At 63.3% G+C, this 26,453-nt stretch carries 23 protein-coding genes and 1 tRNA gene; 5 read left to right on the top strand and 19 right to left on the bottom strand.

Annotated features, from left to right (window positions below; genetic code table 11):
• Nucleotides 1-23: 23 nt before the first annotated feature.
• From nuoL to Q6A47_RS00285, 13 genes are all read right to left on the bottom strand, one after another.
• On the bottom strand, nt 24-1,877 hold the full coding sequence (nuoL, locus tag Q6A47_RS00345) for an NADH-quinone oxidoreductase subunit L (protein ID WP_039578386.1): 1,854 nt from the start codon (nt 1,875-1,877) through the stop codon (nt 24-26).
• Entirely contained in the window at nt 1,874-2,182 is a 309-nt protein-coding gene (gene nuoK, locus Q6A47_RS00340) for an NADH-quinone oxidoreductase subunit NuoK (RefSeq protein WP_008096201.1), read from the bottom strand. The genes nuoL and nuoK overlap by 4 nt, the downstream gene beginning before the upstream one ends.
• 3 nt (nt 2,183-2,185) lie before the next feature.
• Nucleotides 2,186-2,686: an NADH-quinone oxidoreductase subunit J gene (nuoJ, locus tag Q6A47_RS00335; protein ID WP_039578378.1), complete on the bottom strand. Its 501-nt coding sequence runs from the start codon at nt 2,684-2,686 to the stop codon at nt 2,186-2,188.
• Nucleotides 2,687-2,696: 10 nt separating this feature from the next.
• On the bottom strand, nt 2,697-3,245 hold the full coding sequence (gene nuoI, locus Q6A47_RS00330; protein WP_016488223.1) for an NADH-quinone oxidoreductase subunit NuoI: 549 nt from the start codon (nt 3,243-3,245) through the stop codon (nt 2,697-2,699).
• Nucleotides 3,246-3,256: 11 nt separating this feature from the next.
• Nucleotides 3,257-4,264: an NADH-quinone oxidoreductase subunit NuoH gene (nuoH, locus tag Q6A47_RS00325; RefSeq protein ID WP_029614116.1), complete on the bottom strand. Its 1,008-nt coding sequence runs from the start codon at nt 4,262-4,264 to the stop codon at nt 3,257-3,259.
• A complete protein-coding gene (gene nuoG, locus Q6A47_RS00320) occupies nt 4,261-6,975 on the bottom strand; it encodes an NADH-quinone oxidoreductase subunit NuoG (RefSeq protein ID WP_304482515.1) in 2,715 nt (904 codons plus the stop codon). Before nuoG ends, nuoH begins: the two co-directional genes overlap by 4 nt.
• A 130-nt stretch (nt 6,976-7,105) precedes the next feature.
• Nucleotides 7,106-8,470 carry an NADH-quinone oxidoreductase subunit NuoF gene (gene nuoF / locus Q6A47_RS00315; RefSeq protein WP_295481787.1) on the bottom strand — a complete coding sequence of 455 codons (1,365 nt, stop codon included), beginning with the start codon at nt 8,468-8,470 and terminating at the stop codon, nt 7,106-7,108.
• Entirely contained in the window at nt 8,467-8,964 is a 498-nt protein-coding gene (gene nuoE / locus Q6A47_RS00310) for an NADH-quinone oxidoreductase subunit NuoE (protein WP_029614115.1), read from the bottom strand. Before nuoE ends, nuoF begins: the two co-directional genes overlap by 4 nt.
• A gap of 2 nt (nt 8,965-8,966) precedes the next feature.
• The gene (gene nuoC / locus Q6A47_RS00305; protein WP_029614114.1) at nt 8,967-10,748 is read right to left on the bottom strand and encodes an NADH-quinone oxidoreductase subunit C/D; all 1,782 of its coding nucleotides are present in this window, start codon (nt 10,746-10,748) and stop codon (nt 8,967-8,969) included.
• A 79-nt stretch (nt 10,749-10,827) separates the two neighbouring features.
• The gene (locus Q6A47_RS00300; RefSeq protein ID WP_029614113.1) at nt 10,828-11,505 is read right to left on the bottom strand and encodes a NuoB/complex I 20 kDa subunit family protein; all 678 of its coding nucleotides are present in this window, start codon (nt 11,503-11,505) and stop codon (nt 10,828-10,830) included.
• Between the two features lie 10 nt (nt 11,506-11,515).
• On the bottom strand, nt 11,516-11,929 hold the full coding sequence (locus tag Q6A47_RS00295; protein ID WP_029614112.1) for an NADH-quinone oxidoreductase subunit A: 414 nt from the start codon (nt 11,927-11,929) through the stop codon (nt 11,516-11,518).
• A gap of 742 nt (nt 11,930-12,671) precedes the next feature.
• Nucleotides 12,672-13,997 (bottom strand): isocitrate lyase, encoded by a 1,326-nt coding sequence (gene aceA, locus Q6A47_RS00290; RefSeq protein ID WP_039578362.1) that lies wholly within the window; start codon nt 13,995-13,997, stop codon nt 12,672-12,674.
• 266 nt (nt 13,998-14,263) lie between these two features.
• Entirely contained in the window at nt 14,264-14,998 is a 735-nt protein-coding gene (locus tag Q6A47_RS00285; RefSeq protein WP_304482514.1) for a secretin N-terminal domain-containing protein, read from the bottom strand.
• Between the two features lie 212 nt (nt 14,999-15,210).
• On the opposite strand from Q6A47_RS00285, the gene Q6A47_RS00280 reads away from it, so the two are divergent.
• On the top strand, nt 15,211-16,653 hold the full coding sequence (locus tag Q6A47_RS00280; RefSeq protein ID WP_304482513.1) for a SulP family inorganic anion transporter: 1,443 nt from the start codon (nt 15,211-15,213) through the stop codon (nt 16,651-16,653).
• 21 nt (nt 16,654-16,674) lie between these two features.
• Here Q6A47_RS00280 and Q6A47_RS00275 read toward each other — a convergent pair whose 3' ends face one another.
• A complete protein-coding gene (locus Q6A47_RS00275; RefSeq protein WP_304482512.1) occupies nt 16,675-17,103 on the bottom strand; it encodes a hypothetical protein in 429 nt (142 codons plus the stop codon).
• Between the two features lie 156 nt (nt 17,104-17,259).
• Here Q6A47_RS00275 and Q6A47_RS00270 point away from each other — a divergent pair, with 156 nt between their 5' ends.
• Nucleotides 17,260-17,562, top strand: coding sequence for a hypothetical protein (locus Q6A47_RS00270; RefSeq protein ID WP_039578349.1), 303 nt, complete (start codon nt 17,260-17,262; stop codon nt 17,560-17,562).
• Nucleotides 17,563-17,566: 4 nt separating this feature from the next.
• Here the strand turns inward: Q6A47_RS00270 and Q6A47_RS00265 are convergent, their stop codons facing one another.
• Nucleotides 17,567-18,817 carry a 2-aminoadipate transaminase gene (locus Q6A47_RS00265; RefSeq protein WP_304482511.1) on the bottom strand — a complete coding sequence of 417 codons (1,251 nt, stop codon included), beginning with the start codon at nt 18,815-18,817 and terminating at the stop codon, nt 17,567-17,569.
• A gap of 125 nt (nt 18,818-18,942) precedes the next feature.
• A complete protein-coding gene (gene gcvA / locus Q6A47_RS00260) occupies nt 18,943-19,839 on the bottom strand; it encodes a transcriptional regulator GcvA (RefSeq protein ID WP_039578343.1) in 897 nt (298 codons plus the stop codon).
• 354 nt (nt 19,840-20,193) lie between these two features.
• Between gcvA and Q6A47_RS00255 the strand changes: the two genes are divergently transcribed.
• Complete coding sequence (locus tag Q6A47_RS00255; RefSeq protein WP_304482510.1) at nt 20,194-21,324, top strand: HPP family protein; 1,131 nt, start codon at nt 20,194-20,196, stop codon at nt 21,322-21,324.
• Here the strand turns inward: Q6A47_RS00255 and Q6A47_RS00250 are convergent.
• A complete protein-coding gene (locus tag Q6A47_RS00250; RefSeq protein ID WP_304482509.1) occupies nt 21,297-22,586 on the bottom strand; it encodes a leucine-rich repeat-containing protein kinase family protein in 1,290 nt (429 codons plus the stop codon). The two genes, Q6A47_RS00255 and Q6A47_RS00250, sit on opposite strands and share 28 nt — an antisense overlap.
• A gap of 159 nt (nt 22,587-22,745) precedes the next feature.
• Between Q6A47_RS00250 and Q6A47_RS00245 the strand changes: the two genes are divergently transcribed.
• Nucleotides 22,746-24,635 carry a propionyl-CoA synthetase gene (locus Q6A47_RS00245; RefSeq protein WP_304482508.1) on the top strand — a complete coding sequence of 630 codons (1,890 nt, stop codon included), beginning with the start codon at nt 22,746-22,748 and terminating at the stop codon, nt 24,633-24,635.
• A 2-nt stretch (nt 24,636-24,637) separates the two neighbouring features.
• Here Q6A47_RS00245 and zapE read toward each other — a convergent pair whose 3' ends face one another.
• On the bottom strand, nt 24,638-25,711 hold the full coding sequence (gene zapE, locus Q6A47_RS00240; protein WP_304482507.1) for a cell division protein ZapE: 1,074 nt from the start codon (nt 25,709-25,711) through the stop codon (nt 24,638-24,640).
• Between the two features lie 109 nt (nt 25,712-25,820).
• A complete protein-coding gene (locus Q6A47_RS00235) occupies nt 25,821-26,063 on the bottom strand; it encodes a hypothetical protein (protein ID WP_039578330.1) in 243 nt (80 codons plus the stop codon).
• Nucleotides 26,064-26,352: 289 nt separating this feature from the next.
• Between Q6A47_RS00235 and Q6A47_RS00230 the strand changes: the two genes are divergently transcribed.
• Nucleotides 26,353-26,427 (top strand) — tRNA-Gln (locus tag Q6A47_RS00230).
• Nucleotides 26,428-26,453: the final 26 nt, after the last annotated feature.

Raw genomic sequence — 26,453 nt, 5'->3', positions numbered from 1 at the left:
CGCGAGGTTCGCAATATTCACGGTCATACCGCAGCCACAATCACGGCGCCGAGTACCAAGACGGCACCTACGGCAATGGAGGCGGTATACCAGCGCAGCTGACCGGTCTCGGTCTTGCTCATGGCGACGTGGCCACCGCGAGCCATGCGAGGAATCAGGCCAATACCACGGTCAACCGGATCCTTGCGCAGAAGGTGGCTGATCAGCAGGTAAGGTTTGACGAACAGCTTGTCGTAGATCCAGTCGAAGCCCCAGGCCGCGAACCACCAGGCCGACAGTACGCGACCGATGCTGCTGTGGGCGATGGCGGTGACCAGACGACGCTTGCCCAGGAACAGCACGGCGGCCAGCAGGATGCCCGCCAAGGCGATGGCGCCCGAGGCGATTTCCAACGAGTGCTTGGCTGCGCCACCGGCGTGACCGGCGCTTTCCGGCAGCACGCCGGCCAGCGGCGGATGGATCCAGGCACCGACGAAGGTCGACAGCACGATCAGCACGCCCAGTGGCAGCCAGTGGCTGATGCCGTGGCCGGCGTGGGCTTCGGTCTTGGCCTCGCCGTGGAAGGCGATGAAGATCAGGCGGAAGGTGTACAGCGAGGTCATGAAGGCGCCCACCAGGCCTGCGTAGAGCAGGTTGGTGTTGCCACTGGCGAACGCTTCCCAGAGGATCTCGTCCTTGGAGTAGAAGCCCACGGTCAGGATCGGCAGGGCCGACAGTGCCGCGCCCCCGACCACGAAGCTGGCGTAGGCCAGCGGCAGCTTCTTCCACAGCCCACCCATCTTGAAGATGTTCTGCTCATGGTGGCAGGCCACGATCACCGCGCCGGAAGCGAGGAACAGCAGGGCCTTGAAGAAGGCGTGGGTCATCAGGTGGAAGATGGCCGCATCCCAGGCTCCTACACCCAGGGCGAGGAACATGTAGCCAATCTGGCTCATGGTGGAGTAGGCGAGGATACGCTTGATGTCGGTCTGCACCAGTGCCGCGAAGCCTGCCAGCACCAAGGTGACACCACCCACCACGCCGACCAGGTGCAGCACGTCCGGGGCCAGGGTGAACAGACCGTGGGTACGGGCGATCAGGTAGACGCCTGCGGTGACCATGGTCGCCGCGTGGATCAGTGCCGATACAGGGGTGGGACCGGCCATGGCATCGGCCAGCCAGGTCTGCAGCGGCAACTGCGCCGACTTACCGACCGCACCCCCGAGCAGCATCAGGGTGGCCAGGACCATCCAGGTGTCGCCAGCCTGGAATTTCTGGGGCGCCAGTACCAGCAGTTCCTGAACGTTCAGCGTGCCCAGTTGGGCGAACAGGATGAACAGGCCGATGGCCATGAACACGTCGCCGATACGGGTGACGATGAAGGCCTTGAGAGCAGCATTGCCGTTGTTGCGGTTGCTGTAGTAGAAGCCGATCAACAGGTACGAGCACAGGCCCACGCCCTCCCAGCCGAAGTAGATGAACAGCAGGTTATCGCCCAGGATCAGGAACAGCATGCTGGCGATGAACAGGTTGGTATACGAGAAGAAGCGCGAGTAACCGGCTTCGCCGCGCATGTACCAAGAGGCGAACAGGTGGATCAGGAAGCCCACGCCGGTGACCACCCCCAGCATGGTGACCGACAGGCCGTCCAGGTACAGGGTGAAGTTCGGCGCGAAGCCGTCCACCGACATCCACTGCCAGAGCAACTGGCTGTACGCGCCACCGGCCGGCGGGGCGACGTTGAACTGCCAGATCACGTAGGCGGCGGTGGCGGCCGAGAGGCCAACCGAGCCGACGCCGATCAGGGCCGACAGGTTCTCCGAGAACCGCCCGCGCGAGAACGACAGCAGCAGGAAGCCGATCAAGGGGAAGACGAAAGTCAGGAAGAGAAGATTCATCCGCGCATCTCACTGGCAGCATCGATGTCGAGAGTGTGGAAGCGGCGATACAGTTGCAGCAGGATCGCCAGGCCAATGCTGGCCTCGGCGGCTGCCAGGCTGATCACCAGAATGAACATCACCTGACCGTCGGGTTGGACCCAGCGGGCACCGGCGACGATGAACGCCAGGGCAGAGGCGTTCATCATGACTTCCAGACTCATGAGCACGAAGAGGATGTTGCGCCGGACCATCAGCCCGACCAGACCTAAGCAGAACAGGATGCCGGCAACCGCCAGACCGTGTTCGAGAGGGATAGCACCCATGATTTACTCCTTCGCCTCGTTGCGGCCCAGGTGGAAGGCGGTGACGGCCGCAGCCAGCAGCAGCATCGAGGCCAGTTCGACCACCAGCAGGTAGGGGCCGAACAGGCTGATGCCGACTTCTTTCGGGGTGATGGTGGTGCCGCTGATGGCGGCGCCGCTAGGTGCCACGAACAGCACGTAGAGCAGTTCCAGCAACAGCAGTGCGGCGAGAATCACCGGCCCCGCCCAGATGCCGGGCTTGAGCCAGCCGCGTTCCTGGGCGACCGAGGCCGGTCCCAGGTTGAGCATCATCACCACGAAGACGAATAGCACCATGATGGCGCCGGCGTAGGCGATCACTTCCAGGGCGCCGGCGAATGGCGCGCCGAGGGCGAAGAAGATCATGGCTACAGAGATCAGCGAAATGATCAGGTACAGCAAGGCGTGCACGGGGTTGGTCCCGGTCACCACCCGAAGGGTGGAAACCACGGCGATCCCGGATGCGAAGTAGAAAGCGAATTCCATCTTTCTGTCCTTATGGGAGCAAGCTCTTCACGTTGATCGGCTCGGCTTCGTTCTGCGCGGCGCCTTTCGGCTTGCCGGCGATCGCCATGCCCGCAACACGGTAGAAGTTGTAGTCAGGGTTCTTGCCGGGGCCGGAGATCAGCAGATCTTCTTTCTCGTACACCAGGTCCTGACGCTTGAACTCGGCCATTTCGAAATCCGGAGTGAGCTGGATCGCGGTGGTCGGGCACGCTTCTTCACACAAGCCGCAGAAGATGCAGCGCGAGAAGTTGATGCGGAAGAACTCCGGGTACCAGCGTCCGTCCTCGGTCTCGGCCTTCTGCAGCGAAATGCAACCGACCGGGCAAGCCACGGCGCACAGGTTGCACGCCACGCAGCGTTCCTCGCCATCCGGGTCGCGGGTCAGGACGATGCGGCCGCGGTAGCGCGGCGGCAGGTACACGGGTTCTTCGGGGTACTGCAGGGTGTCGCGTTTGCGGAACCCGTGGGAGAACACCATGGCCAGGCTGCGCAGCTGAGTGCCGGTGCCCTTAACGATGTCGCCGATATACTTGAACATGGGTCAAATCCTCACTGGGCCGCGACGGCTGGCGTGTTGTAGAGCACGATCGCAGCGGTCACCAGCAAATTGATCAGGGTCAGCGGCAGGCAGAACTTCCAGCTGAAGTCCATCACCTGGTCATAGCGTGGGCGCGGGATCGAGGCGCGCAGCAGGATGAACAGCATGATGAAGAAGCCGGTCTTCAGGGCGAACCACAGGAACGACAGTTGCGGCAGGATGCCGAACGGACCGTGCCAGCCGCCGAAGAACAAGGTCACCAGCAGCGCCGAGATGAGGATGATGCCGATGTACTCACCGACGAAGAACATGCCCCACTTCATGCCGGCATACTCGATGTGATAGCCGTCGGCCAGTTCCTGTTCCGCTTCGGGCTGGTCGAATGGGTGACGGTGAGTCACGGCAACGCCAGCGATGAAGAAGGTGCAGAAGCCGAAGAACTGCGGAATGATGAACCACAGGTTCTGTGCCTGGTACTCGACGATATCGCGCATGTTGAACGAGCCCACCTGCACCACCACGCCCATCAGCGCCAGGCCCAGAAACACCTCGTACGACACGGTCTGTGCCGAGGCGCGCAAGCTACCCAGCAGGGCATACTTGTTGTTCGACGACCAGCCGGCGAACAGCACGGCATACACCGACAAACCGGCCATGGCGAAGAAGAACAGCAGGCCGATGTTCAGGTCCGCCACGCCCCAGGTCGGGGTGATCGGGATCACCACGAAGGCGATCAGCAGGGCGCTCATCGCCACCACCGGGGCCAGGGTGAAGATCACGCGGTCGACGAAGGGTGGGTTCCAGTCTTCCTTGAAGAACATCTTCAGCATGTCGGCGGCGATCTGGAACATGCCGAACGGGCCGACACGGTTCGGACCGTAGCGGTCCTGCCACCAGCCCAGCAGGCGACGCTCGACGAAGCTGAGCAGTGCACCGCAGACCACCACCGCCAGCAGCACCACGATGGCGCGCAGGACGGCGAGGATCGCATCGATCACTTCGGGGGTGAACCAGCTCATTGTGCTGCCTCCTGCAGACCTTCGACGAGTGCACCGAAGATGGCCGGGGGAATGCCGGCCAGGCCTTTCGGCAGCGCCACCAGGCCTGCGCCCAGTGCTTCATTGATGCGCAGTGGCAGGCGCAGCGAGACGCCGGCCACGTCCAGGCTCAGCAATGCGCCTTCATTGACGCCCAGGCGGTCGGCTTCGGACTTGGCCAGCGCGACGTAGGCCGCAGGAATGCGCTCCTGTACCGGGGTGGCGCGCGAAGAGTTCTCCTCGCTGCCGAACAGGTGGAAGAACGGTACCGCCGTCCAAGTGCCGCGAGCGGGATTGAACGCGCCTGGGATGGCCTCGAACCAGCTCAGACGATCGCCTTGCGACTCGATCAGGCGCACACCCGGATCACCGGCACGCAGGTGACCGCCGACTTCGTCCTGGAACTTGTTCCACGCCTGTGGCGAGTTCCAGCCTGGCGACCAGGCGAACGGCACTTGCTGACGCGGTTCGGTCGAGCCCGAGTAGCCTTCCATGGAGAAGGCGAAGGCAGTGTCCTTGTCTTGCGGAGTACGCGGCTCGTGCACGCTGATGTTGGCGCGCATGGCCGTGCGGCCGGAGTAGCGCAGCGGTTCGCGGGCCAGCTTCATGCCCTTGATGCGGAAAGCGGCGCTCGGTGCGGCATCGACGATGCCAGCCAACTGCGGCGCGGCGGCGGCGCAAGCGCTGGTGACATGGTCCAGTTGAGTCCAGTCCACCGGCTTGTCGAGCAGGGTGGCACGCAGGGCGTGCATCCAGCGCCAGCCTTCATGCACCAGGATGCTGCTGTCCAGGTATTGCGGATCGAACACTTGGAAGAAGCGCTGTGCACGGCCTTCCTGACTCACCAGGGTGCCGTCGCCTTCGGCGAAGGACGCGGCGGGCAGTACCAGGTGGGCACGGTCGGTGGTGGCCGTCTTGGAGTGATCGGCGACGATCACCACTTTGGCGGCAGCCAGGGCTGCGTCGACCTTGGCGGCCGGAACACGGGCGTACAAGTCGTTTTCCAGGACCACGATGGCGTCGGCCTTGCCGCTGATCACGGCGTCCAGCGCGCCGTCGACGGCGTCGCCACCCATCATTGCCATGCCGAGGCTGTTGGCTTCAGGCACCACCAGGCTCAGCGAGCCGTTCTTCTCGCGCAGCTTCAGGGCCTTGGCGATGTTGGCGGCCGCTTCGACCAGCGCAGGGTCGGCCAGTGAAGTACCGGCAATGACCAGCGGGCGCTGGGCGGCGATCAGGGCGTCGGCGATGCGTTGAGCGAGGGCTTGCGCGTCGGCGTCCAGACCTGCGACGGCCGGGGCGCTTGGGTCGATGGCGTGGGCCACGGCAAAGCCCAGGCGGGCGAGGTCGGCGGGCGCAGCGTGGACGCATTCCTCGGCGACGTCATCGAGCTTGGTCTCAGCCAGCGAGGCGATGAACAGCGGGTACAGCGCGTGCTGACCGATGTTCTTCACGGCGGCGTCGAGCCAGGGTTGCACTTTCATGCCCTCGGCCATGGCCTCGGCCTTGCCCTTGGTGGCCTGGCGCACGGCCAGGGCGACGCGGGCGGCGGTCTGGGTCAGGTCTTCGCCGAGCACGAACACGGCGTCGTGGTCTTCGATCTCGCGCAGGGTTGGCACCGGCAACGGGCTGTTGTTCAGCACGTCGAGCACCAGGCGCACGCGGGCCAACTCGCCGGCTTCCATACCCGAATAGAAGTACTCGGCACCGACCAGTTCACGCAGGCCGTAGTTGCTCTCCAGGCTGGCGCGAGGCGAGCCGATGCCGACGATGGTACGACCGCGCAGCAGGTCGGCGGCCTTGTCCAAGGCAGCGTCCAGCGAAAGCTTGGTGCCATCGGCCAGCAGCGGCTGGCGCGGGCGGTCGCTACGGTTGACGTAGCCGTAGCCGAAGCGGCCGCGGTCGCACAGGAAGTACTGGTTGACCGAGCCGTTGAAGCGGTTCTCGATCCGACGCAGTTCGCCGTAGCGCTCGCCGGGGCTGATGTTGCAGCCGCTGGAGCAGCCGTGGCAGATGCTCGGGGCGAACTGCATGTCCCACTTGCGGTTGTAACGCTCGGAGTGGGTCTTGTCGGTGAATACGCCGGTCGGGCAGACCTCGGTCAGGTTGCCCGAGAACTCGCTTTCCAGCACGCCGTCTTCGACGCGGCCGAAGTACACGTTGTCGTGAGCGCCGTACACGCCCAGGTCGGTACCACCGGCATAGTCCTTGTAGTAGCGCACGCAGCGATAACAGGCGATGCAGCGGTTCATCTCATGGGCGATGAACGGGCCGAGGTCCTGGTTTTGGTGAGTGCGCTTGGTGAAACGGTAGCGGCGCTCGTTGTGGCCGGTCATGACCGTCATGTCCTGCAGGTGGCAGTGACCGCCTTCCTCGCACACCGGGCAGTCGTGCGGGTGGTTGGTCATCAGCCATTCGACGACGCTGGCGCGAAACGCCTTGGATTCTTCATCCTCGATGGAGATCCAGGTGCCGTCGGAGGCGGGGGTCATGCAGGACATGACGATACGACCACGGGTGTCGTTCTCGTCGGTGTACTGCTTGACCGCGCATTGCCGGCAAGCACCAACGCTACCGAGCGCTGGGTGCCAGCAGAAATAAGGGATGTCGAGGCCGAGCGACAGACAGGCCTGTAACAGGTTGTCTGCACCGTTGACTTCGAGCGCTTTGCCGTCTACGTGGATAGTGGCCATTGTTCAAAGTTCTTCGTTGGCCCGCGTGAGCGGGCGTGGCTAATGGAAATCTGTGCGCCTGCGGCTCGCGTCATACCTGCGCGCGCCTGCAAAGCCGGCGGGTGGCACGGACCACCCGCGTTTCATCTTGTTATGCGCCAACCGTAATCGGCTGGGCCAGGTTCGGGCGCAGGGTGTCGGCAGCGCTTGCTGGCGCGACACCGGCCTCGAACTCGGACCGGAAGTATTTGATGGCACTGCCCAAGGGCTCGACGGCACCGGGTGCGTGAGCACAGAAGGTGCGGCCTGGGCCGAGGAAGTTGACCAGGCCCAGCAGGGTCTCGATGTCTTCGGCGCGGCCCTGGCCTTTCTCCAGGGCGCGCAGCATCTTCACGCTCCATGGCAGGCCATCACGGCATGGCGTGCACCAGCCGCACGACTCGCGGGCGAAGAACTCTTCCATGTTGCGCAGCAGCGAGACCATGTTGACGCTGTCGTCCACGGCCATGGCCAGGCCCGTACCCATGCGGGTGCCGACCTTGGCGATGCCGCCTGCGTACATCTGCGCATCGAGGTGCTCAGGGAGCAGGAAGCCAGTACCGGCGCCACCAGGCTGCCAGCACTTGAGCTTGAAGCCGTCGCGCATGCCGCCGGCGTAGTCCTCGAACAGCTCGCGAGCGGTGACGCCGAACGGCAGCTCCCACAGACCCGGATTCTTCACCTTGCCGGAGAACCCCATCAGCTTGGTGCCGTGATCCTCGCTGCCTTCGCGGGCCAGCGACTTGTACCAGTCGTTGCCGTTGGCAACGATGGCGGGCACGTTACACAGGGTCTCGACGTTGTTCACGCAGGTCGGCTTGCCCCACACGCCGACGGCGGCGGGGAAGGGCGGCTTGGAGCGCGGGTTGGCGCGGCGGCCTTCGAGCGAGTTGATCAGCGCGGTTTCTTCACCGCAGATGTAGCGACCGGCACCGGTGTGCACGAACAGCTCGAAGTCGAAGCCGCTGCCCAGGATGTTCTTGCCCAGCAAGCCGGCGGCCTTGGCTTCGGCGATGGCGCGGTTGAGGTTGTTGGCGGCGGTGGTGTATTCGCCACGCAGGAAGATGTAGCCCCGATAAGCCTTCAGGGCGCGGGCGCTGATCAGCATGCCCTCGACCAGCAGATGGGGCTGTTGCTCCATCAGCATGCGGTCCTTCCAAGTGTTGGGCTCCATTTCGTCCGCGTTGCACAGCAGGTAGCGGATGTTCATGGATTCGTCTTTGGGCATCAGGCCCCACTTCACCCCGGTAGGGAAGCCGGCGCCGCCGCGGCCCTTGAGGCCGGAGTCCTTGACGCTCTGCACGATGTCGTCGGCAGACATCTCGGCCAGTGCCTTGCGGGCGGCGGCATAGCCGTTCTTGGCCTGGTACTCGTCGAGCCAGATCGGCTCGCCGTCTTCACGCAGGCGCCAGGTCAGCGGATGGGTTTCGGCCGCACGCGCGATGCGGTTGGCCGGGCCGAAGGAAGTGATGGTCATGCGTAGCCCTCCAGCAGTTTGGAAACGCCAGCCGGCTGCACATCGCCGAAGGTGTCGTCGTCGATCATCAGCGCCGGGGCTTTGTCGCAGTTGCCCAGGCAGCACACCGGCAGCAGGGTGAAACGTCCGTCGGCAGTGGTTTGGCCGAGGCCGATGCCCAGCTCGCTCTGGATCTGGCTGACCACCGATTCATGGCCGCCGATGTAGCAGACCATGCTGTCGCAGACGCGGATGATGTGGCGACCGACCGGTTGACGGAAGATCTGGCTATAGAAGGTGGCGACGCCTTCGACATCGCTGGCCGGGATGCCCAGCACCTCGCCGATGGCGTAGATGGCGCCGTCCGGCACCCAGCCGCGTGCCTTCTGCACGATCTTCAGGGCTTCGATGGACGCCGCGCGCGGGTCTTCGTAGTGGTGCATCTCGTGCTCGATGGCCGAGCGCTCGGTTTCGCTCAGGGCGAAACGGTCGGTTTGGATCAGCGTGCTGTTCATGCTTAGCGGTCCACGTCAGCCATAACGAAGTCGATACTGCCCAGGTACGCAATGAGGTCGGCGACCATGCTGCCCTTGATCACCGAAGGGATCTGCTGCAGGTGCGGGTAGCTCGGCGTACGGATGCGGGTGCGGTAGCTCATGGTGCCGCCATCGCTCGTCAGGTAGTAACTGTTGATGCCCTTGGTCGCCTCGATCATCTGGAACGACTCGTTGGCCGGCATCACCGGGCCCCACGAGACTTGCAGGAAGTGGGTGATCAGGGTTTCGATGTGCTGCAGGGTGCGCTCTTTGGGCGGCGGCGTGGTCAGCGGGTGGTCCGCCTTGTACGGGCCTTCCGGCATGTTGCGCAGGCACTGGTCGATGATGCGGATGCTCTGGCGCATTTCCTCGACACGGACCATGCAGCGATCGTAGGCATCGCCATTGTGGGCCAGCGGCACTTCGAACTCGAAGTTCTCGTAGCCGGAATACGGGCGGGCTTTGCGCAGGTCGAAGTCGCAACCGGTAGAGCGCAGGCCGGCACCGGTGGTGCCCCACGCCAGGGCTTCCTGGGTGTTGTAGGCCGCGACGCCGATGGTCCGGCCCTTGAGGATGCTGTTTTGCAGGGCCGCCTTGGTGTACTCGTCCAGGCGCTTGGGCAGCCATTCGACGAAGTCCTTGACCAGCTTGTCCCAGCCGCGCGGCAGGTCGTGGGCAACGCCACCGATGCGGTACCAGGCCGGGTGCAGGCGGAAACCGGTGATCGCCTCGATCACGGTGTAGGCGCGCTGGCGGTCGGTGAAGGTGAAGAACACCGGAGTCATGGCGCCGACGTCCTGGATGTAGGTACCCAGGAACAGCAGGTGGCTGGTGATGCGGAAGAACTCGGCGAGCATGATGCGGATCACGTCGACCTTCTGCGGCACCTGGATGCCGGCCAGCTTCTCGACCGCCAGTACGTAGGGCAGGTTGTTCATCACCCCGCCCAGGTAGTCGATGCGGTCGGTATAGGGGATGAAGCTGTGCCAGGACTGGCGCTCGGCCATTTTCTCGGCACCACGGTGGTGGTAACCGATGTCCGGCACACAGTCGACGATTTCTTCGCCGTCCAATTGAAGGACGATACGGAAGGCACCGTGGGCCGAAGGGTGGTTGGGGCCGAGGTTGAGGAACATGTAGTCCTCGTTGGCGCCCTGGCGTTTCATGCCCCAGGCCTCTGGATTGAAGCGTGCCGACTCTTCTTCGAGCTGCTGCTTGGCCAGGGTCAGGCTGTAGGGGTCGAACTCGGTGGCGCGGGCAGGGTAGTCCTTGCGCAGCGGGTGACCTTCCCAGGTGGGCGGCATCATGATGCGGCTCAGGTGCGGGTGGCCGGCGAAGTCGATGCCGAACATGTCCCACACTTCGCGCTCGTACCAGTTGGCGTTGGGCCAGATGCCGGTGACCGAAGGCAGGTTCAGGTCACCTTCGCTCAGCGACACTTTGATCATCACGTCGCTGTTACGCTCGACCGACAACAGGTGGTAGAACACGCTGAAATCGGCCGCCGGCAAGCCGCGGCGCTGGGTACGCAGGCGTTCGTCGACGCCGTGCAGGTCGTAGAGCATGCTGTACGGTTTGGCGACACCGCGCAGGAAGCTGAGCACCTCTTTGAGCTGGGCGCGCTTGACCCACAGCACGGGCATGCCGGTGCGGGTCTCCTGGGCGACGAATGCTTCGGCGCCAAAACGGTTGTGCAATTCGACGACCACATCCTGGTCGTCTGCCTTGTAGGGCGGAATGAAAATAGCGTTGTCCGCTGTCATGGTCTCGGTCGCTTTGGGTCAGCGTTAAGAATGAAGCCAGGCCGCCGGCTCCTCGAGGAGCGGGCGGCAGGTCGCTGGATCAGACTTCGTCGGGGCTGCGCAGGTTGGTGACGGCAATGCGCTGCTCACGACGCAGGTCTTTCTGGGCGGGCATCTCGGCACGGTAGATGCCTTGATCACCCACTACCCAGGAAAGCGGGCGTCGTTCCTGGCCGATCGACTCCTGCAGCAGCATCAAGCCCTGCAGGAACGCCTCAGGGCGTGGCGGGCAGCCAGGCACGTAGACGTCCACGGGGAGGAACTTGTCGACCCCCTGAACGACCGAGTAGATGTCATACATGCCGCCGGAGTTGGCGCACGAGCCCATGGAGATGACCCACTTGGGTTCGAGCATCTGCTCGTACAAGCGCTGGATGATCGGCGCCATCTTCACGAAGCAGGTACCGGCGATGACCATGAAGTCGGCCTGACGCGGCGAGGCCCGGATGACTTCGGCGCCGAAGCGGGCGATGTCGTGGGGCGCCGTGAAGGCCGTGGTCATTTCCACGTAGCAGCAGGACAGGCCAAAGTTGTACGGCCACAGGGAGTTCTTGCGACCCCAGTTGACCGCGCCACGCAGCACATCTTCGAGTTTCCCCATGTAGATGTTCTTGTGGACCTGGTCTTCGAGCAGTTGGTCGGTGACGGTTTCCCGATCGCCTACCGGGTATTGCTCGTTGGGGGCATCCGGATCGATTCTGGTGAGATTGTATTGCATTGCCAAAGCCTCATTGTTTCAGCTTCGCTTGCCGCTTGCGGCGACTTTCGGGTGCCCAGTCAAGAGCTCCGACGCGCCATAGGTAGACAAGACCTGCCAACAGAATTGCTATGAAAACGAGTGCTTCGACGAATCCGGTCCAGCCGCTTTCGCGGACGGACACAGACCATGCAAAGAGAAAGAGGGCTTCGATATCGAAGATCACGAACAGCATCGCGACCAGATAGAATTTTGCGGAAAGGCGCAGACGGGCGCTGCCGACGGGCAGCATGCCGGATTCGAAGGGTTCGTTCTTGGCGCGGCCCCAAGCCTTGCTTCCGAGCAAGCTGGATAGGCCGAGCATGAAGGCGCACAGGCCGACGACACCCAAAAGGAAGATGGCAAAGCCCCAGTTGTGGGCGATGAGTCCTGCCGAATCGGACATGCTTGAAATCCTTATACAGAGACCCAGCTCTGCAGTCTGAAATAAGTAGAGCGGCGACGCGGTGTCGCGGACGCAGTGACCAAATGTCGCAGCTGAATCAATCGCGCTGATTTTATGGGTAAACCCACAGCAAGTAAAATTTCCAGCGCAAAATTATTCGTAGGATTAAGAACAAAAATCTTTCGTAAATCGCTGAAGGCCTTGATTTTAGGGGATTCTGACCCGTTTCGTTAATTATGTTTCCCTTACGCTGTAATGAATCCCGATATCAATAATGATAATTAATAGCATTTAGCTGAGATGCTGTTTATTCGCAGTTCTGTTGTGCAACTGACCTCCTTCGCAAATATGTCACTTGCAAATGAGAAAAACTCTCGTTCTAGCAGTTTCCGGCCGCGCGTGTACCGCGCTGGATCAATGTTTTTGCAAAGGATAGTGGTGCGTGGGAGCGATGAGCTCGGAGAGCCTCGTTGAAGAGGCGGTAGCAGGCGGTCGCGCGGGCATCAACCCGTTGGCTTGGACGAGGCATAAGACGGTCCTTGCTGGCTGTGCTGCCCCAAGCATAGACCTGATTCTGAGTTCTGCCTCGGCATCCGGCTAGAGGCGCGGGCTCGCCTGGTGAAGTGGGTACCAGGAGAAAAGTTGTCAGTGTTGCCGATGACTGCTGTAGAGGACGCGGGCAGATAAAACGACGAAGCCCGGCGCTTTTGCGAGCGCCGGGCTTCTATCGAGCCATTGACAGTCAGTGGAACTGTTCTTCCTCGGTAGAGCCGGTCAGTGCAGTTACCGACGACGCCCCACCCTGAATCACAGTAGTCATGTCATCGAAGTAACCGGTGCCCACTTCCTGCTGGTGCGCCACGAAGGTGTAGCCCTTGCTGGCGTCGGCGAATTCCTGCTCCTGCAGCTTCACATAGGCGGTCATGTCGTTGCGGGCGTAGTCGTGCGCCAGATTGAACATGCCGTGCCACATGTTGTGAATACCCGCCAGGGTGATGAACTGGTGCTTGTAGCCCATGGCCGACAGCTCGCGCTGGAATTTGGCGATGGTGGCGTCGTCCAGATTCTTCTTCCAGTTGAAGGATGGCGAGCAGTTGTAAGACAGGATCTGGTCCGGGTATTCCTTCTTGATCGCTTCGGCGAAGCGGCGTGCTTCGTCCAGATCCGGTTTTGCGGTTTCACACCAGATCAGATCGGCGTACGGCGCATAGGCCAGGCCGCGGGCGATGGCCTGGTCGAGACCGGCGCGCACCTTGTAGAAGCCTTCGCGGGTGCGTTCGCCAATGACGAAAGGCTGATCGTACGGGTCGCAGTCGCTGGTCAGCAGGTCGGCGGCGTTGGCGTCTGTGCGGGCCAGGATGATGGTGGGCACACCCGACACGTCCGCAGCCAGGCGCGCAGCCACCAGCTTTTGAACAGCTTCCTGGGTAGGTACCAGTACCTTGCCACCCATGTGGCCGCATTTTTTCACCGAGGCCAGTTGGTCTTCGAAGTGAACGCCGGCGGCGCCTGCCTCGATCATGTTCTTCATCAGCTCGTAGGCGTTCAGCACGCCGCCGAAACCGGCTTCGGCGTCGGCCACGATCGGCGCGAAGTAATCGATGTAGCCTTCGTCGCCTGGATTCTTGCCGGCTTTCCACTGGATCTGGTCGGCACGGCGGAACGCGTTGTTGATGCGCTTGACCACGGTCGGTACCGAGTCGACCGGGTACAGCGATTGGTCAGGGTACATGGACTCAGCGGAGTTGTTGTCGGCAGCCACCTGCCAGCCCGACAGGTAGATGGCCTGGATGCCGGCTTTTACCTGCTGCACGGCCTGGCCGCCGGTGAGGGCGCCCATGCAGTTGACGAAATCTTTTTCCGGGCGGAAGGACGGGTGGGCCCCTTGGGTGACCAGCTTCCACAGTTTTTCGGCGCCCAGGCGAGCCAGCGTATGTTCCGGCTGCAGGGAGCCGCGTAGGCGAACGACATCGGCGGCGGTATAGGTACGGGTCACGCCTTTCCAGCGCGGGTTCTCGGCCCAGTCTTTCTCGAGGGCTGCAATTTGCTGTTCGCGTGTCAGTGCCATGGAAATAAACCTCGTCGCATCGATCTTGAAGGTAAGTGTGCTGATGCTCCGGGCGCGCAGTCAGGGGGCGGATGTCAAAGCAGCGAAAGCGCGCGGCAAGGCCCTTCTCAGGGCCCCTGATCAGCAGGAGCGGGGCCATCATGCCCCTGGCGAAATTACCCTGTCAAACGTTTTGTAGTGGTTTTCTTATGGCACTACATCTTTGGTCTAATACGACTCCATAGTCACTTTTCAGGCCTTTGGTCGAGGCCTCGAACGGCGTGGGATCAGTCCACAAGATCGACTTTTACCCGAAGGGTCATGTTTTCGCCGCGTTGGGTGCTGTAGGTGAGGGTGGAAGGCGCGGTGTTGGCGTCACTCTGCTGGTTGTACCCCGCCAGATCGATCCATTGGCCCAGCTTGCCGGTGACCGTTGTGTCGGTGCTCTGCACATTCACTACATCCGGACGTTCCTGGCTCATTCGATCGTTATTGGTGCTGATTTGCAGACGAACCGTTTCACCCGTCACGCTGGGCGTGACATAGAAGCCCTGGGTCACATTGCGGTAGCGGGTGTCGCTCTGCACACGACCATAGCCGTCGCTGGAGGTGCTGGTGACGGGGATGCTCTTGCCCGTCTGGATCAAGGCAGGCTGGCCTTCGCTGGCCTGGATCTGCTGCAGTCCGCCTTCGCGGTTGCTGGTGCCGTACTGGATGATCCGCGCGTTGCCGCGGGTGTCCTGGTAGTTGCTGTCGTCATTGTCGACGCTGATCAGCAGGCGCCTGGGGGCGGTGTCGAGTTGTTGCAGCAGGCTGCGCAGATCATCGATGCGCTCGGGGCTGGCGTTGACGATCAGCTTGTCTTCGAAGGCGCTCACCGTGCCGTCCTTGCCCAAAAACGACTGGGCGGTGGGCAGCAGTTCGGCGCTGCTGCGGTGCTGCAGCGGCAGCACTTCGGTGGCGGCGCTGGCGCTGAGGCTGGCCGCCAGCAGCAGGGCGGCGACGAGGGGGCGTAGCGGCATGGGGGTGGTCTCCACAGATGGAACACACATGATGGCAAATTTGCCTGGATCGTGCCGGGTCTGGATCACAGCGATATGAAAGCAAGGTCACCTGGACGGGAACCACGGTGGCCGCTGCCTGACAAATTCCGTAACATCGCGCCCCTTCCTTTCGTTCCTGCTCCAGTGAGGCCTTGTGGCTTGGCTCTGAGCAGACCTCTCACAGGATTTTCATGAAACCTGCTCGACTTCGCGCCGACGTGCTCGCCGGCCTGACCACCTCGTTCGCCCTGGTGCCGGAGTGCATTGCCTTCGCCCTGGTGGCACACCTGAACCCGCTCATGGGCCTGTATGGCGCGTTCATCATCTGTACGCTGACCGCGTTGTTCGGCGGGCGTCCAGGCATGATCTCAGGCGCTGCCGGGTCGATGGCGGTGGTGATCGTCGCCCTGGTAGTGCAGCACGGTGCCCAGTACCTGTTGGCGACCGTACTGCTGGGCGGGGTGGTGATGATCCTGTTTGGCGTGTTGCGCCTGGGCAAGCTGGTGCGCCTGGTGCCGTATCCGGTCATGCTCGGTTTCGTCAACGGTCTGGCGATCGTCATCGCCATGGCCCAGCTCGAGCATTTCAAGGACGGCGAGCAGTGGCTCAACGGCCTGTCGCTGTACCTGATGGTCGCACTGGTGGCCTTGACCATGCTGGTGGTCTACCTGCTGCCGAAACTCACCCGCGCGGTGCCGCCAGCACTGGTGGCGATCCTGGGCGTGGGCCTGCTGGTCTACCTGTTCGAACTGCCGACCCGCACCCTCGGCGACATGGCGCACATCGCCGGTGGTCTGCCGCAACTGGCCTGGCCGGATGTGCCCTGGAGCCTGGAGACCCTGAAGATCATCGCGCCCTATGCCGTGCTGATGGCCATGGTGGGTCTGCTGGAGACCCTGCTGACCCTCAACCTTACCGACGAAATCACCGAGAGTCGTGGCTTTCCTGACCGAGAATGCGTGGCGTTGGGCGCAGCCAACATGGTCTCGGGGCTGTGCGGCGGCATGGGCGGCTGCGCGATGATCGGTCAGACGGTGATCAACCTCAGTTCCAACGGGCGCGGACGGCTCTCTGGCGTGGTGGCGGGGGTGATGATCCTGTTGTTCGTGCTGTTCCTGTCGCCGCTGATCGAGCGCATTCCGCTGGCCGCGCTGGTGGGCGTGATGTTCGTGGTCGCCCAGCAGACCTTCGCCTGGGCCTCCCTACGGGTACTGCACAAGGTGCCGCTGAGCGACGTGCTGGCGATCGTCGCGGTGACGGTGGTGACGGTGCTTACCGACCTGGCCATGGCCGTGATGTTCGGTATCGTCATCGCGGCGATCAACTTCGCCTGGCAGCATGCCCGCGAGCTGTATGCCGACAGCCATGAGGATGGCGAAGGCGGCAAGCGCTACCAGGTGCACGGCACGCTGTTCTTCGCCTCGACCACGCCGTTTCTCAATCAGTTCGACCCCGCCCAGGATCCGGTCAACGTCACGCTGGACTGCAAGCACCTGAGCTTCGTCGACTATTCGGCGATCGCCGCCTTGCAGACCCTGCGCGAGCGTTATGCCAAGGCGGGCAAGCACCTGCGGGTGGTGCATTTGTCCGAGCGCTGCAAGAAGCTGCTCAGGCGAGCGGGCGAGCAGCACTGAATGGGATAGGCTGCAGGCGCTTCAGTCGACCTGGGCCTGCAGCATCCAGACACCTTCGACTTCTCGGGCCAGACCGCTGGCCGGCAGCAGGGCCAGCAGGCGCGCATGCAGGGCGGCGTCGGTGAAGGTGCATACGGTGTCCAGGTCGAGCTGACCGGCCAGTGGCAGCTCATTCTTGGTGTACGACAGCCAAGCCTTCTTCAGCATCTGCAGTACGTCGCTGCCCGCGCTGTTGGCGAAGCGGCGGTGCACCGTCCGATCGTCGAAGGTGAAGGTGTGGCGGTGGCTGAAGCCGCTTTCGTCGCCGTTCAGTTCCAGGCAGCGATGGCAGCGGCAAGGGCCGTCAGCGAAGACGTTGCGCAGGTAGGCGTTGAAGTCCACGACAGGTTTGAGGGTCAAGCGTTTGTCGACCTCGAACAGGTCGGCGATCAGGGGTTGTTCGGCGCTCACGGAGTGTCCTCGTCTGGTGGGGCGTGCATCGCCGGGCACCCTAACAGATCAGGCCCTGCAGATCATCTCCCGCTTGGCCCGTCGGTTGGCTAGAGACAAGGGCGAGCGCCTGCCGTACTCTACGCGCCCCTTCACTCGCACCCCGAGGACTCGCGCTTGAGCACCCAGTATCCGTACATCGCCACCGTGACCATCAGCGCTGAAGATCGAGGCGGAGACGCCGAGGCTTCGGAGCATCCCGGCATGCGTGTCGGCCTGGAGGCAGTGACCGAAACCCTCAAGAAAGTGCATTTCGTCGGCACCCTGGCCGCACCCGAGAAGTCCGCCACGCACATCTGCGTCACGCTGGAGAACGGCCTGGTGTACTACGGCCCCATCGTCAACGGCCATGCCGAACTCGAAGGCGGCTGGATCGCGTTCGAATCGGACATGCTCACGCCGCAGGAACTGGGTCTTTAAAGCCTCAGTCCAGTTCCGCCAGGCACTGTTCGAGAATCGTCAGGCCCTGTTCGAGCACGTGTGGCTCGATGGTCAGCGGGGCCAGCAGGCGAATGATGTGGCGGGCCTTGCCGCTGGGCATCAACAGCAAGCCGCGCGCCCTTGCGCGTTCCAGCACTTGGGCCAATTGCGCGGGCGCCGGACTGCCGTCCTGATTGACCAGTTCGACGCCGCGCATGGCACCGACGCCAGTCAGTCGTCCCAGATACCGACACAGCCCGACCTGCTGCCAGCGTTGGTAGCGCTGCGCGATGGCCTGGGCCTGTCGTTCACCCCACGTGGTCAGGTTCGTGTCGCTCATCTGCTCCAAGCTGGCCAGTGCCGCCGCGCAGGCGATTGGATTGCCTGAGTAGGTGCCGCCCAGCCCGCCCTTGGGCAAGGCGGCGAGCAGTTCGCGGCGACCCACCACGGCGCCCAGGGGCATGCCGCCGGCGATGCTCTTAGCCAGCAACAGCAGATCCGGCTCGATGCCTAGGCGAGGGAAGTCGAAGCGCTGTCCGGTGCGACCGAATCCCGACTGGATCTCGTCGGCGATCAGCAGGATGCCATGGCTGTCGCACAGCCGGCGCAGGGCCTGGGCGAACGCTGGGTCGAGGGCGAGAAAGCCGCCTTCGCCCTGAACGGGTTCGAAGATGAATGCCGCCACGTCTTCGACGGCAATTTCCACGCTGAACAGGCGCTCCAGCGCAGCGAGCGCCTGGTCACAGGTGACGCCGGTATCGGCGCTGGGATAAGGCAGGTGGTAGACGGGGCCGGGCAGCTCGCCGACTCGCTGCTTGTAGGGCGCCACTTTGCCGTTCAGGTTCAGGGTGGCCAGGGTGCGACCATGGAAGCCGCCGTCGAAGGCAATCACCGCGCGTTTGCCGGTGGCGCCGCGGGCGACCTTCAAGGCGTTCTCGGCCGCCTCGGCACCGCTGTTGGTGAGCATGCCGGCCAGCGGATAGCTGAGTGGAACGAACGCACTCAAGCGTTCCATCAATGCCAGGTACGGGGCATGGGGCGCGGCGTTGAACGCGTAATGGGTCAGGCGGGTAGCCTGGGCCTGGATTGCTTCGACCACCGCTGGATTGCAGTGGCCCAGGTTGAGCACGCCGATTCCGCCGACGAAATCGATGTAGCGCTTGCCGTCGGTATCCCACACTTCGGCGTTGCGGCCGTGAGAGAGGGTGATGGGGTGAACGATGGCGATGGACTGGCTGATACTGTCCTGATTCATGGGCATGCGTAACCTTGTTCGAATGTCGCATTATCCAAGCGTGACGGGCCACGCCGGGCAAACGAATTATTCGATTGGGGTCATTCCCTCAATTCCTGACCCCGATGATGTGTGGTTCGCGGCGGTCAAGCCCCTGCTGCCACGCGCTCCTGAATCCACGCCACGAAGGCCCTGACCTTGGGCACTTCGGCAGCGTGTTCGGCATGGGCCATGAAGTGTCGGCCGTTGCTGGGCAGCGGATGATCCCAAGGCACCACCAGCTTGCCTTCTTGCAGTTCTTCGGCCACCAGGTAGCGCGGAATCAGCGCAATGCCGCAGCCGGCGATGGCGGCGCGGATGCACAGGTAGAAGGTGTCGAAGCGCGGGCCGTGATAGCTGTTCTGACTCTCCAGGCCCAGACCCAGGAACCATTCGTGCCAGGCCTCCGGGCGTGAGGCGCATTGCAGCAGACGGTGCTCGGTCAGTGACTGGGCGCTGTCGAAGCGGTGACTGTGCAGCAGCGTTGGGGCGCACACCGGCACCACTTCCTCGCTGAACAGCTCCAGGCAGGTCGCGCCCGGCCAGGTGCCCTGGCCGAAGAAAAACGCGATGTCGGCCTTGGCCTGCACCAGATCGAACGGCTCCAGTTCGTTGCGCACATCCAGGTGAATGCGTGGGTAGCGTTCGCCGAAGCCTTTGAGGTGCGGTACCAGCCAGCGCGCGCCAAAGGTGGGTTGGGTGGCGATGCGTAGCACCTCGGTCTCGTCGCCGTAGCTGAGGATGTAGCGGCTGGACATGTCGATCTGGGTGAGGATCTTGTTCACTTCGGTGAGGTACAGCGCCCCGGCGGGCGTCAGGTGCAGGCGCCGGCGGATGCGCTGGAACAGCGGGTGACAGAGCATGTCCTCGAGCTGCGCCACCTGCTTGCTCACCGCGCTCTGGGTGAGGTGAAGCTCCTGTGCCGCGCGGGTGAAACTCAGGTGGCGGGCTGCCGCTTCAAAGCACTGCAGGGCGGTGGTGGAGGGCATCAGGCGTTTGGACATGACGGGCATTTCCAGTGGGGTGAGATGAAGTTCATTCCGAGGTGGAATCAAGTGCGTCGAAAACCGCGTTTGTCGGCGGGCGTCACTGAAGTAATACTGACCTCGATCAAGGATTACAACTCATTGTCGTGAAAGGGAAAACTCAGGCGTGCTGGACCGATCGATTCAGCCCTTGCTCGGCGATAGGGCGCTCCGAGCGTTCACAGATCAAAAAAACTGTGCCCCGGCTCACCTTTTGCGGTGGTCGTGCTGCATGCCAAGCGGCAGAATGGTCCACCTTCGAATCTGCGGCCGGCCTATGCCCGTTGGCTGGGCGCGCTCCTTTGCTCAACCCTCAGGAACCTGTTCGCGCCCATGTCTGTCCCGCCTGCTGAACGTCGTCTGCGTCACCTGTTGCCAGCGCCCTTGAACATTCCGCCCGGTCAGTGGCTGCGCGCTGGCGTCGGCGCACTGGTGGCTCTGTTCTTGGCCGGCTGGCTGTGCAGCCTGGCATACGGCCCCTCAATCGCCCTGCACCTGCTGGGGCCACTGGCGGCTTCGGCAGTGCTGGTGTTCGCTGTGCACTCCGGCCCCTTGGCCCAGCCATGGCCAGTGTTGGGCAGTTATGCCGTGGCGGCGCTGCTTGGGCTGTTGCTGCGCGAGGCCCTGGGCGGGCAATTGTGGGTTGCCGCACTGGCGCTGGGCGTGTCGCTGCTATTGATGTGCCCGCTGCGCTGTCTGCATCCGCCGGGCGGCGGGGTGGCGGTCAGTGCGGTACTGGCCGATCCGGGGTTGGTGTCACTGGGCGATCATCTGCTCGAGCCGGTGATGCTCAATGCCGTGATCCTGGTGATCGTGGCCGTGCTCTACAACCGTCTGACCGGCGTGCGCTATCCCAAAGCTGCGGCGCCGCTCAAAGACCTGCATCACACCCATGATCCTGCACCTGCCGAGCGCGTCGGTATCAGCCGGGCCGATCTTGATCAGGCCCTGGAAGACCTCGGCGAGTTCGTCGACGTCACCCCCGACGAGCTCGAACGCATCATCCGGGCCACCGAACAGCGCGCGTTGCGGCGTACGGTCGGCGGCCTCACCGCGGCCTCGGTCATGTCGCGGGACGTGCAGGTCGCAGCGCCCGAGACCACGCTGGAGCAGGCATGCGCATTGATGGCTCAGCATCATTTGAAGACGCTGCCTGTGCGCGAAGGCGATCAGGTGGTAGGCGTGGTCGAGCTGGGCGATCTGCTGTCAGCCGTTATGGCGCGTGGACGCTTGGGTTGGCGCGGGATGTTCGGTCGCCGGCCGCTACGCGTGGCTCAAGTGATGAGCCAGCGGCTTGTCAGCGTCGGCAGCGACCATCCGCTGGAAGGCTTGCTGCCCCTGCTCAGCGAGCACGGCGTTCACTGTCTGCTGGTGCTCGATGAGCACAGGCTAGCTGGGGTCATCACCCAGACCGACTTGATCGCCGGGCTCAGGCGTCATCTGCTCAGCCATTGCACGAGCTGAGCAAAGCCTGGCCGAGCGCTGACATCGGGCTGTTGGCAGCGCTGCGCCAGGCTGCGCAGCGATGTGTCGTCCTGGTCGCAGCCGTCGAGCAATTCTTCGATCAGAATACCGAAGGCCCGGACTTCGAGCCGTTCGACGGCTGCCGTCTCGGTATCCGTGCTGGGCGGATGGAACGAGGCGGCGCCGAAGTCGCCGAGCAGGCAATCACCTTCGGTGTCGCAGAGGATGTTGTGGGCGTACAGGTCGCCGTGGTTGATCCCGCGGGCATGCAGGTGCGCCGATACCGAGGCGATGCCGGCGAGCAGACGGCGCGCGGCGGGTAGCGCCAGTCGCCGCGCGTCGGGATAGCTGTCGCGGGTGCAACTGCCCAGGCTCGGAGGGCCTGCGAGATTGAACCAGTTGGGGTCGATCAACTGCATCACCAGCGCTGGGCGTTGCAGTGGATGATCGTCGATGCGCCCGATCACTCGCACCAACTGACGATGATCGCCCGCGGCCAGGCAGGCGATCATTTCGGCCAGCGGCGAGCCGTCGCTGGTGATTTCGCCTTTGTAGAGCTTCACCGCGACCGGGTCTGGATGCGCATGCCAATGGGCCAGATGGATCAGGCCTGAGGCGCCGCGCCCGAGCTCCTTGCCTAATGCGATGTGTGCCCAGTGGATGCGCGGGCAGCTCGCCTGCACCGCCGGTGCGCGCAGTGCTTGAGGCAGCGGGTTGTCGGCGTAGGCCAGCCAAGCCAGACGAGGCATGCGCAGCAGCCAGTCGGGCAGGGCGGTGAGGCGGTTGCTGGCGATGCGCAGCAGCTCCAGTCGTTCGCAGCGCGCCAGGCTATCGGGCAGGGCGGTCAGGCGGTTGCCGGCCAGCATGAGTTTCTGCAGTTGCGAGCAGTCGCCCAATGCCTCGGGAAGGCGTTCCAGCCGGTTATCAGTCAGCACCAGCGCGCGCAGGCTGGCGGGCAAGGCGTGTGCGTCGAGCTGGTGGATACGGTTGCTCTTGAAGCCCACCGTCTCCAGGCGCTCGCAGCGACCGACAGCGCGGGGCACGTGCTCGAAACGGTTTTCCGAGCAGAACAGTACCCTCAGCCGAGTCAGCCGGTGCAAGTCCTCGGGCAGGTCGTGCAGGGCGTTGCCGGTGAGGTTGAGGACTTCGAGGGTGTCGGCCAGTGCAAAGATTTCCCGGGGGAATTCGCTCAGGCCCTGGCACAGGTCCAGGCGGGTAAGGCCGTGAAGGCGGCCGGCTTTGAGGTCTTCGAGGCTGTGCATGCGGGGCGTCTATGAGGCGTTGGACGGCCATTCTAGTGCCCGACCGGGGCATTGCAAATCTGCACAAGGGTTGCGAGCCAAGTCCGATTGCGCCTCGGCCGCGGCGGGCCATACTCAAGGCTGGCCCTTCGATAACAACAAGTAACGGGTTGCGAACCAATGACCTATCAGCACAGCTATGCCCAGTCCATTGCCGACCCCGCCCGCTTCTGGCAGAACCAAGCCGATTCGCTCGCCTGGTACCGCACGCCCAGCGTCACCTTGCAAACCAATGCCGACGGCACTCAGCGCTGGTTCGCCGACGGCCGCTTGAACAGCAGCTACCTGGCGCTGGATCGACAGATCGACCTGGGGCGCGGCGAGCAGGTGGCGTTGATCTACGACTCGCCCGTGACGGGTGTCGCCCAGCGCTTCACTTACTCCCAGTTGCGCGATGAGGTGGCGCGTCTGGCGGGGCTGCTGTGTGAGCTGGGGGTGGGCAAGGGCGATGGCGTGATCATCTACATGCCCATGGTGCCGCAGGCGGCCATGGCCATGCTGGCCTGCGCGCGGATCGGTGCGGTGCATTCAGTGGTGTTCGGCGGGTTCGCCGCCAATGAACTGGCCCTGCGCATCGATGATGCACGTCCAGCGCTGGTGCTCACCGCCTCCTGCGGCCTGGAGTTCGATCGGGTGATCGAATACAAGCCGCTGGTCGATCGGGCTTTGTTGCTGGCCCGGCATCAGCCTCGGCATGTGGTGGTGTTGCAGCGAGCTCAGGCCACGGCCGCGCTTGCGCCTGGTCGCGACCTTGACTGGGAGGCAGCCGTCGCTGGCGCGCAATCGGTGGCGCCGGTGGTGCTGGACGCGGGCGATCCGCTGTACATCATGTACACCTCCGGCACCACCGGAAAACCCAAAGGCATCGTGCGCGAGAACGGCGGCAACGCGGTTGCGCTGTGCTACGCCATGCGCCATGTCTACGGTATGCAGGCGGGCGATGTGTGGTGGGGCATCTCCGATGTCGGCTGGGTGGTCGGGCATTCACTGATCGTCTATGGCCCGCTGATGTGCGGGTGCACCACGGTGCTGTACGAAGGAAAGCCAATCCGCACGCCGGACGCGGCGGCCTATTGGCGGATTGTCGAACAGTACCGGGTCAATGGGCTGTTCTGCGCGCCCACGGCCATGCGCGCGATCCGCAAGGAAGACCCGCACGGCGAGGGGGTCCGCAGTCACGACCTGAGTTCGCTGCGCCAGCTGTTCCTGGCTGGGGAGAAACTCGACTCGGCTACGCATGAGTGGCTCGAGCGGGTCACGGGCAAGCCGGTGCACGACCACTGGTGGCAGACCGAGACGGGCTGGCCGGTGACCGCGCCCTGCGTAGGCCTGGAAGGCAGTGCAGCGCGCCCGGGGTCGAGCAATCGTGCGGTGCCGGGCTACCACGTGCAGGTGCTGGACGACGAAGGACGCCCCGTGGCGGCGAACCAGCAAGGCGCCATCGTCATCGCCCTGCCGTTGCCGCCAGGCTGCAGTCAGACGTTATGGGGCGACCATTCGCGCTACGTGCAGGCGTACCTGCAGCGCTACCCCGGCTATTACCACACCGGTGATGGCGGTTATCTGGACGACGAGGGTTTCGTCTACATCATGGGTCGCACCGATGACGTGATCAACGTCTCCGGCCATCGCTTGTCCACCGGTGAGATGGAGGATCTGGTGGCGCAGCATCCGGCCGTCGCCGAGTGTGCCGTGATTGGCGTGCACGACGAGATCAAAGGGCAGGTGCCGCTGGCGCTGGTGGTGCTCAAGGACGGGCAGGGCATCGGTGAGCAGCAGGTCCAGGCCGAACTGGTGGCCAGCGTACGCGAGCAGATCGGAGCGTTGGCGTGCTTCCAGCGCGTGCGTGTGGTCAAGCGCCTGCCCAAGACCCGCTCAGGCAAGATCCTGCGCGCTGTGTTGCGCAAGATCGCCGATGGCCAGGACTACGTGCCACCATCGACGCTGGACGATGTGGCGGTGCTGGGTGAAATCGAACAGGTGCTGGCGGGTTTGCCTCGGGCGGGATGAGCCTAGGTGAGTGGGCCGGTCTGCTGCAATTGACCCAGGCGGCTGCGGGTGCGTATCAGGTCGGCGATCGCGCCGTCCAGGCTTTGGTCGAGGCTGTGCTTGGCCAGCACCTGCAGGCGCTTGTCTTGGTCGTACAAGACATCGATCAGGTTGATGAAGCGCTGCTGTGCGGCGAGCGAACAGTTCGACAGATCGTCCAGCCCGTCGATGATCCAGTCATCGAAACGCTCAGCCAGGGCCAGGTAGTCGATCACCGCCGTGGGCTGCTCGCACAAATCGTCGAAGGCGAACATCACCTGTCGGTCTTGGCTATACAGGGCGCGCAGCGGACGCCGGTTGACCTCCAGCACCTGCGGCTGCACCTCGGGCAGCGCCAGGGCCTGGCGCTGCGCAGCGTCAGCAGGCCAGACGAATCGTCCCTGGGTGAAGCGCTGCTGCTGCCGGTTGGCTGGCAATGTGCGAAAGTCGGTGTCGCCACCCACTTCCAGCACCTGCATGCGCGCGTTGATCACGCGAATCACCGGCTCGAAGCGTTGATGGTACAGCGGGTTTGGCAGCAAGCCTTCGGGCGCGTAGTTGGAGGTGAGCAGCAGGAACACGCCGCGCTCGAACAGAGCGCCGAATAGTCGGGTAAGCAGCATTGCGTCGCCGATATCGTGGACGTGGAACTCATCGAAGCACAGCACCTGGCACTCGCCCAGCAGCGCGTCGAGTGTGGCCGCGAGGGCATCGGGCTGGCTGCGGTGCTCATGCATGCCTTGGTGCAGCCGAGCGAAGAAGTCGTGGAAATGCAGGCGTTTCTTGGCCGCGACAGGCACCGCTTGATAGAAGCCATCGAGGAGCCAGCTCTTGCCGCGGCCTACCGAACCATGCAGGTAGAGGCTGCGAGCCTTGCCGTGGGGCAGTGCGGCAAGCTCAGTGGCCATGCAGTCGATGACCTGGCGTTGGCTATCGCTTAGACGATAACCGCGAGCCTGGGCCAAAGACGTGAAGTGCGAGATCAGGGTCCGATCGGTATCGGATGTTTGCGGGCGCTGAGCCAGTTGACGCAGCGCAGTGGGCATCCAGGCAGGCAATGTGACGGCTCCAAGAGGCGGGTGCAGACGCAGCTTGCGCGAGCCTGCGTCGTTTGACCAGTCGCAAATGGGCGTGGGACCTATCGCATGTCGGGATGACACGCTTCGTTCAGGCTTTACGTTCCAACTGACGCTCGATCATGAACTTGATGCTCAGGCGGCGCTCCTTGAGACGGCGCAGATCGTCGTCCTCGAAGTTGCCGGCTGAAATGGCTTCGGCGGCCAGCACCTGGTTGTCGATGTCCGTGTAGTCGTCAAGCAGACGGTCGAGGTCTTTATCATGCTGGCGGCGTTGCTGAACGATTTCGCGTGGGTAGTGCAGGTCCTGATACAGATCGTGTGAGACTGGCATGGCGCTGTCCTTGTGATGCACAAGTGGGGTTAATTGCTTGGAATCAGCGGCGACCATTGTGTTGAAGCGAAGCGGTAAAAAAGCGACGGATGGTTGTGTAAACGATTGGCTGAGTCAGGCGCAGACGCTGGGAGGGTCGACAAAATGCACGTCGTGCGCTTGTCTGACCAGTAACTTGCTGTTTTCCGACAATTTTTTTTACGCTGGGGCTTCCCAGAGACAAATTTTGTTGGTAAAGTTCGGCCCATTCCAGCACAGCAGCACTCGCAGCTGTCAGTGAATTCTCTACAGGGGCGTCGCCAAGCGGTAAGGCAGCAGGTTTTGATCCTGCCATGCGTTGGTTCGAATCCAGCCGCCCCTGCCATTTCCTTCCAGATTTAAAGTTCTCCA

Origin of the sequence: Pseudomonas boreofloridensis (genome assembly GCF_030580795.1) — a bacterium.
In the GTDB taxonomy this organism is placed as follows: domain Bacteria; phylum Pseudomonadota; class Gammaproteobacteria; order Pseudomonadales; family Pseudomonadaceae; genus Aquipseudomonas; species Aquipseudomonas boreofloridensis.
Note: the sequence above shows the minus strand (reverse complement) of the source record. Positions and strands in the feature narration are given on the sequence as shown.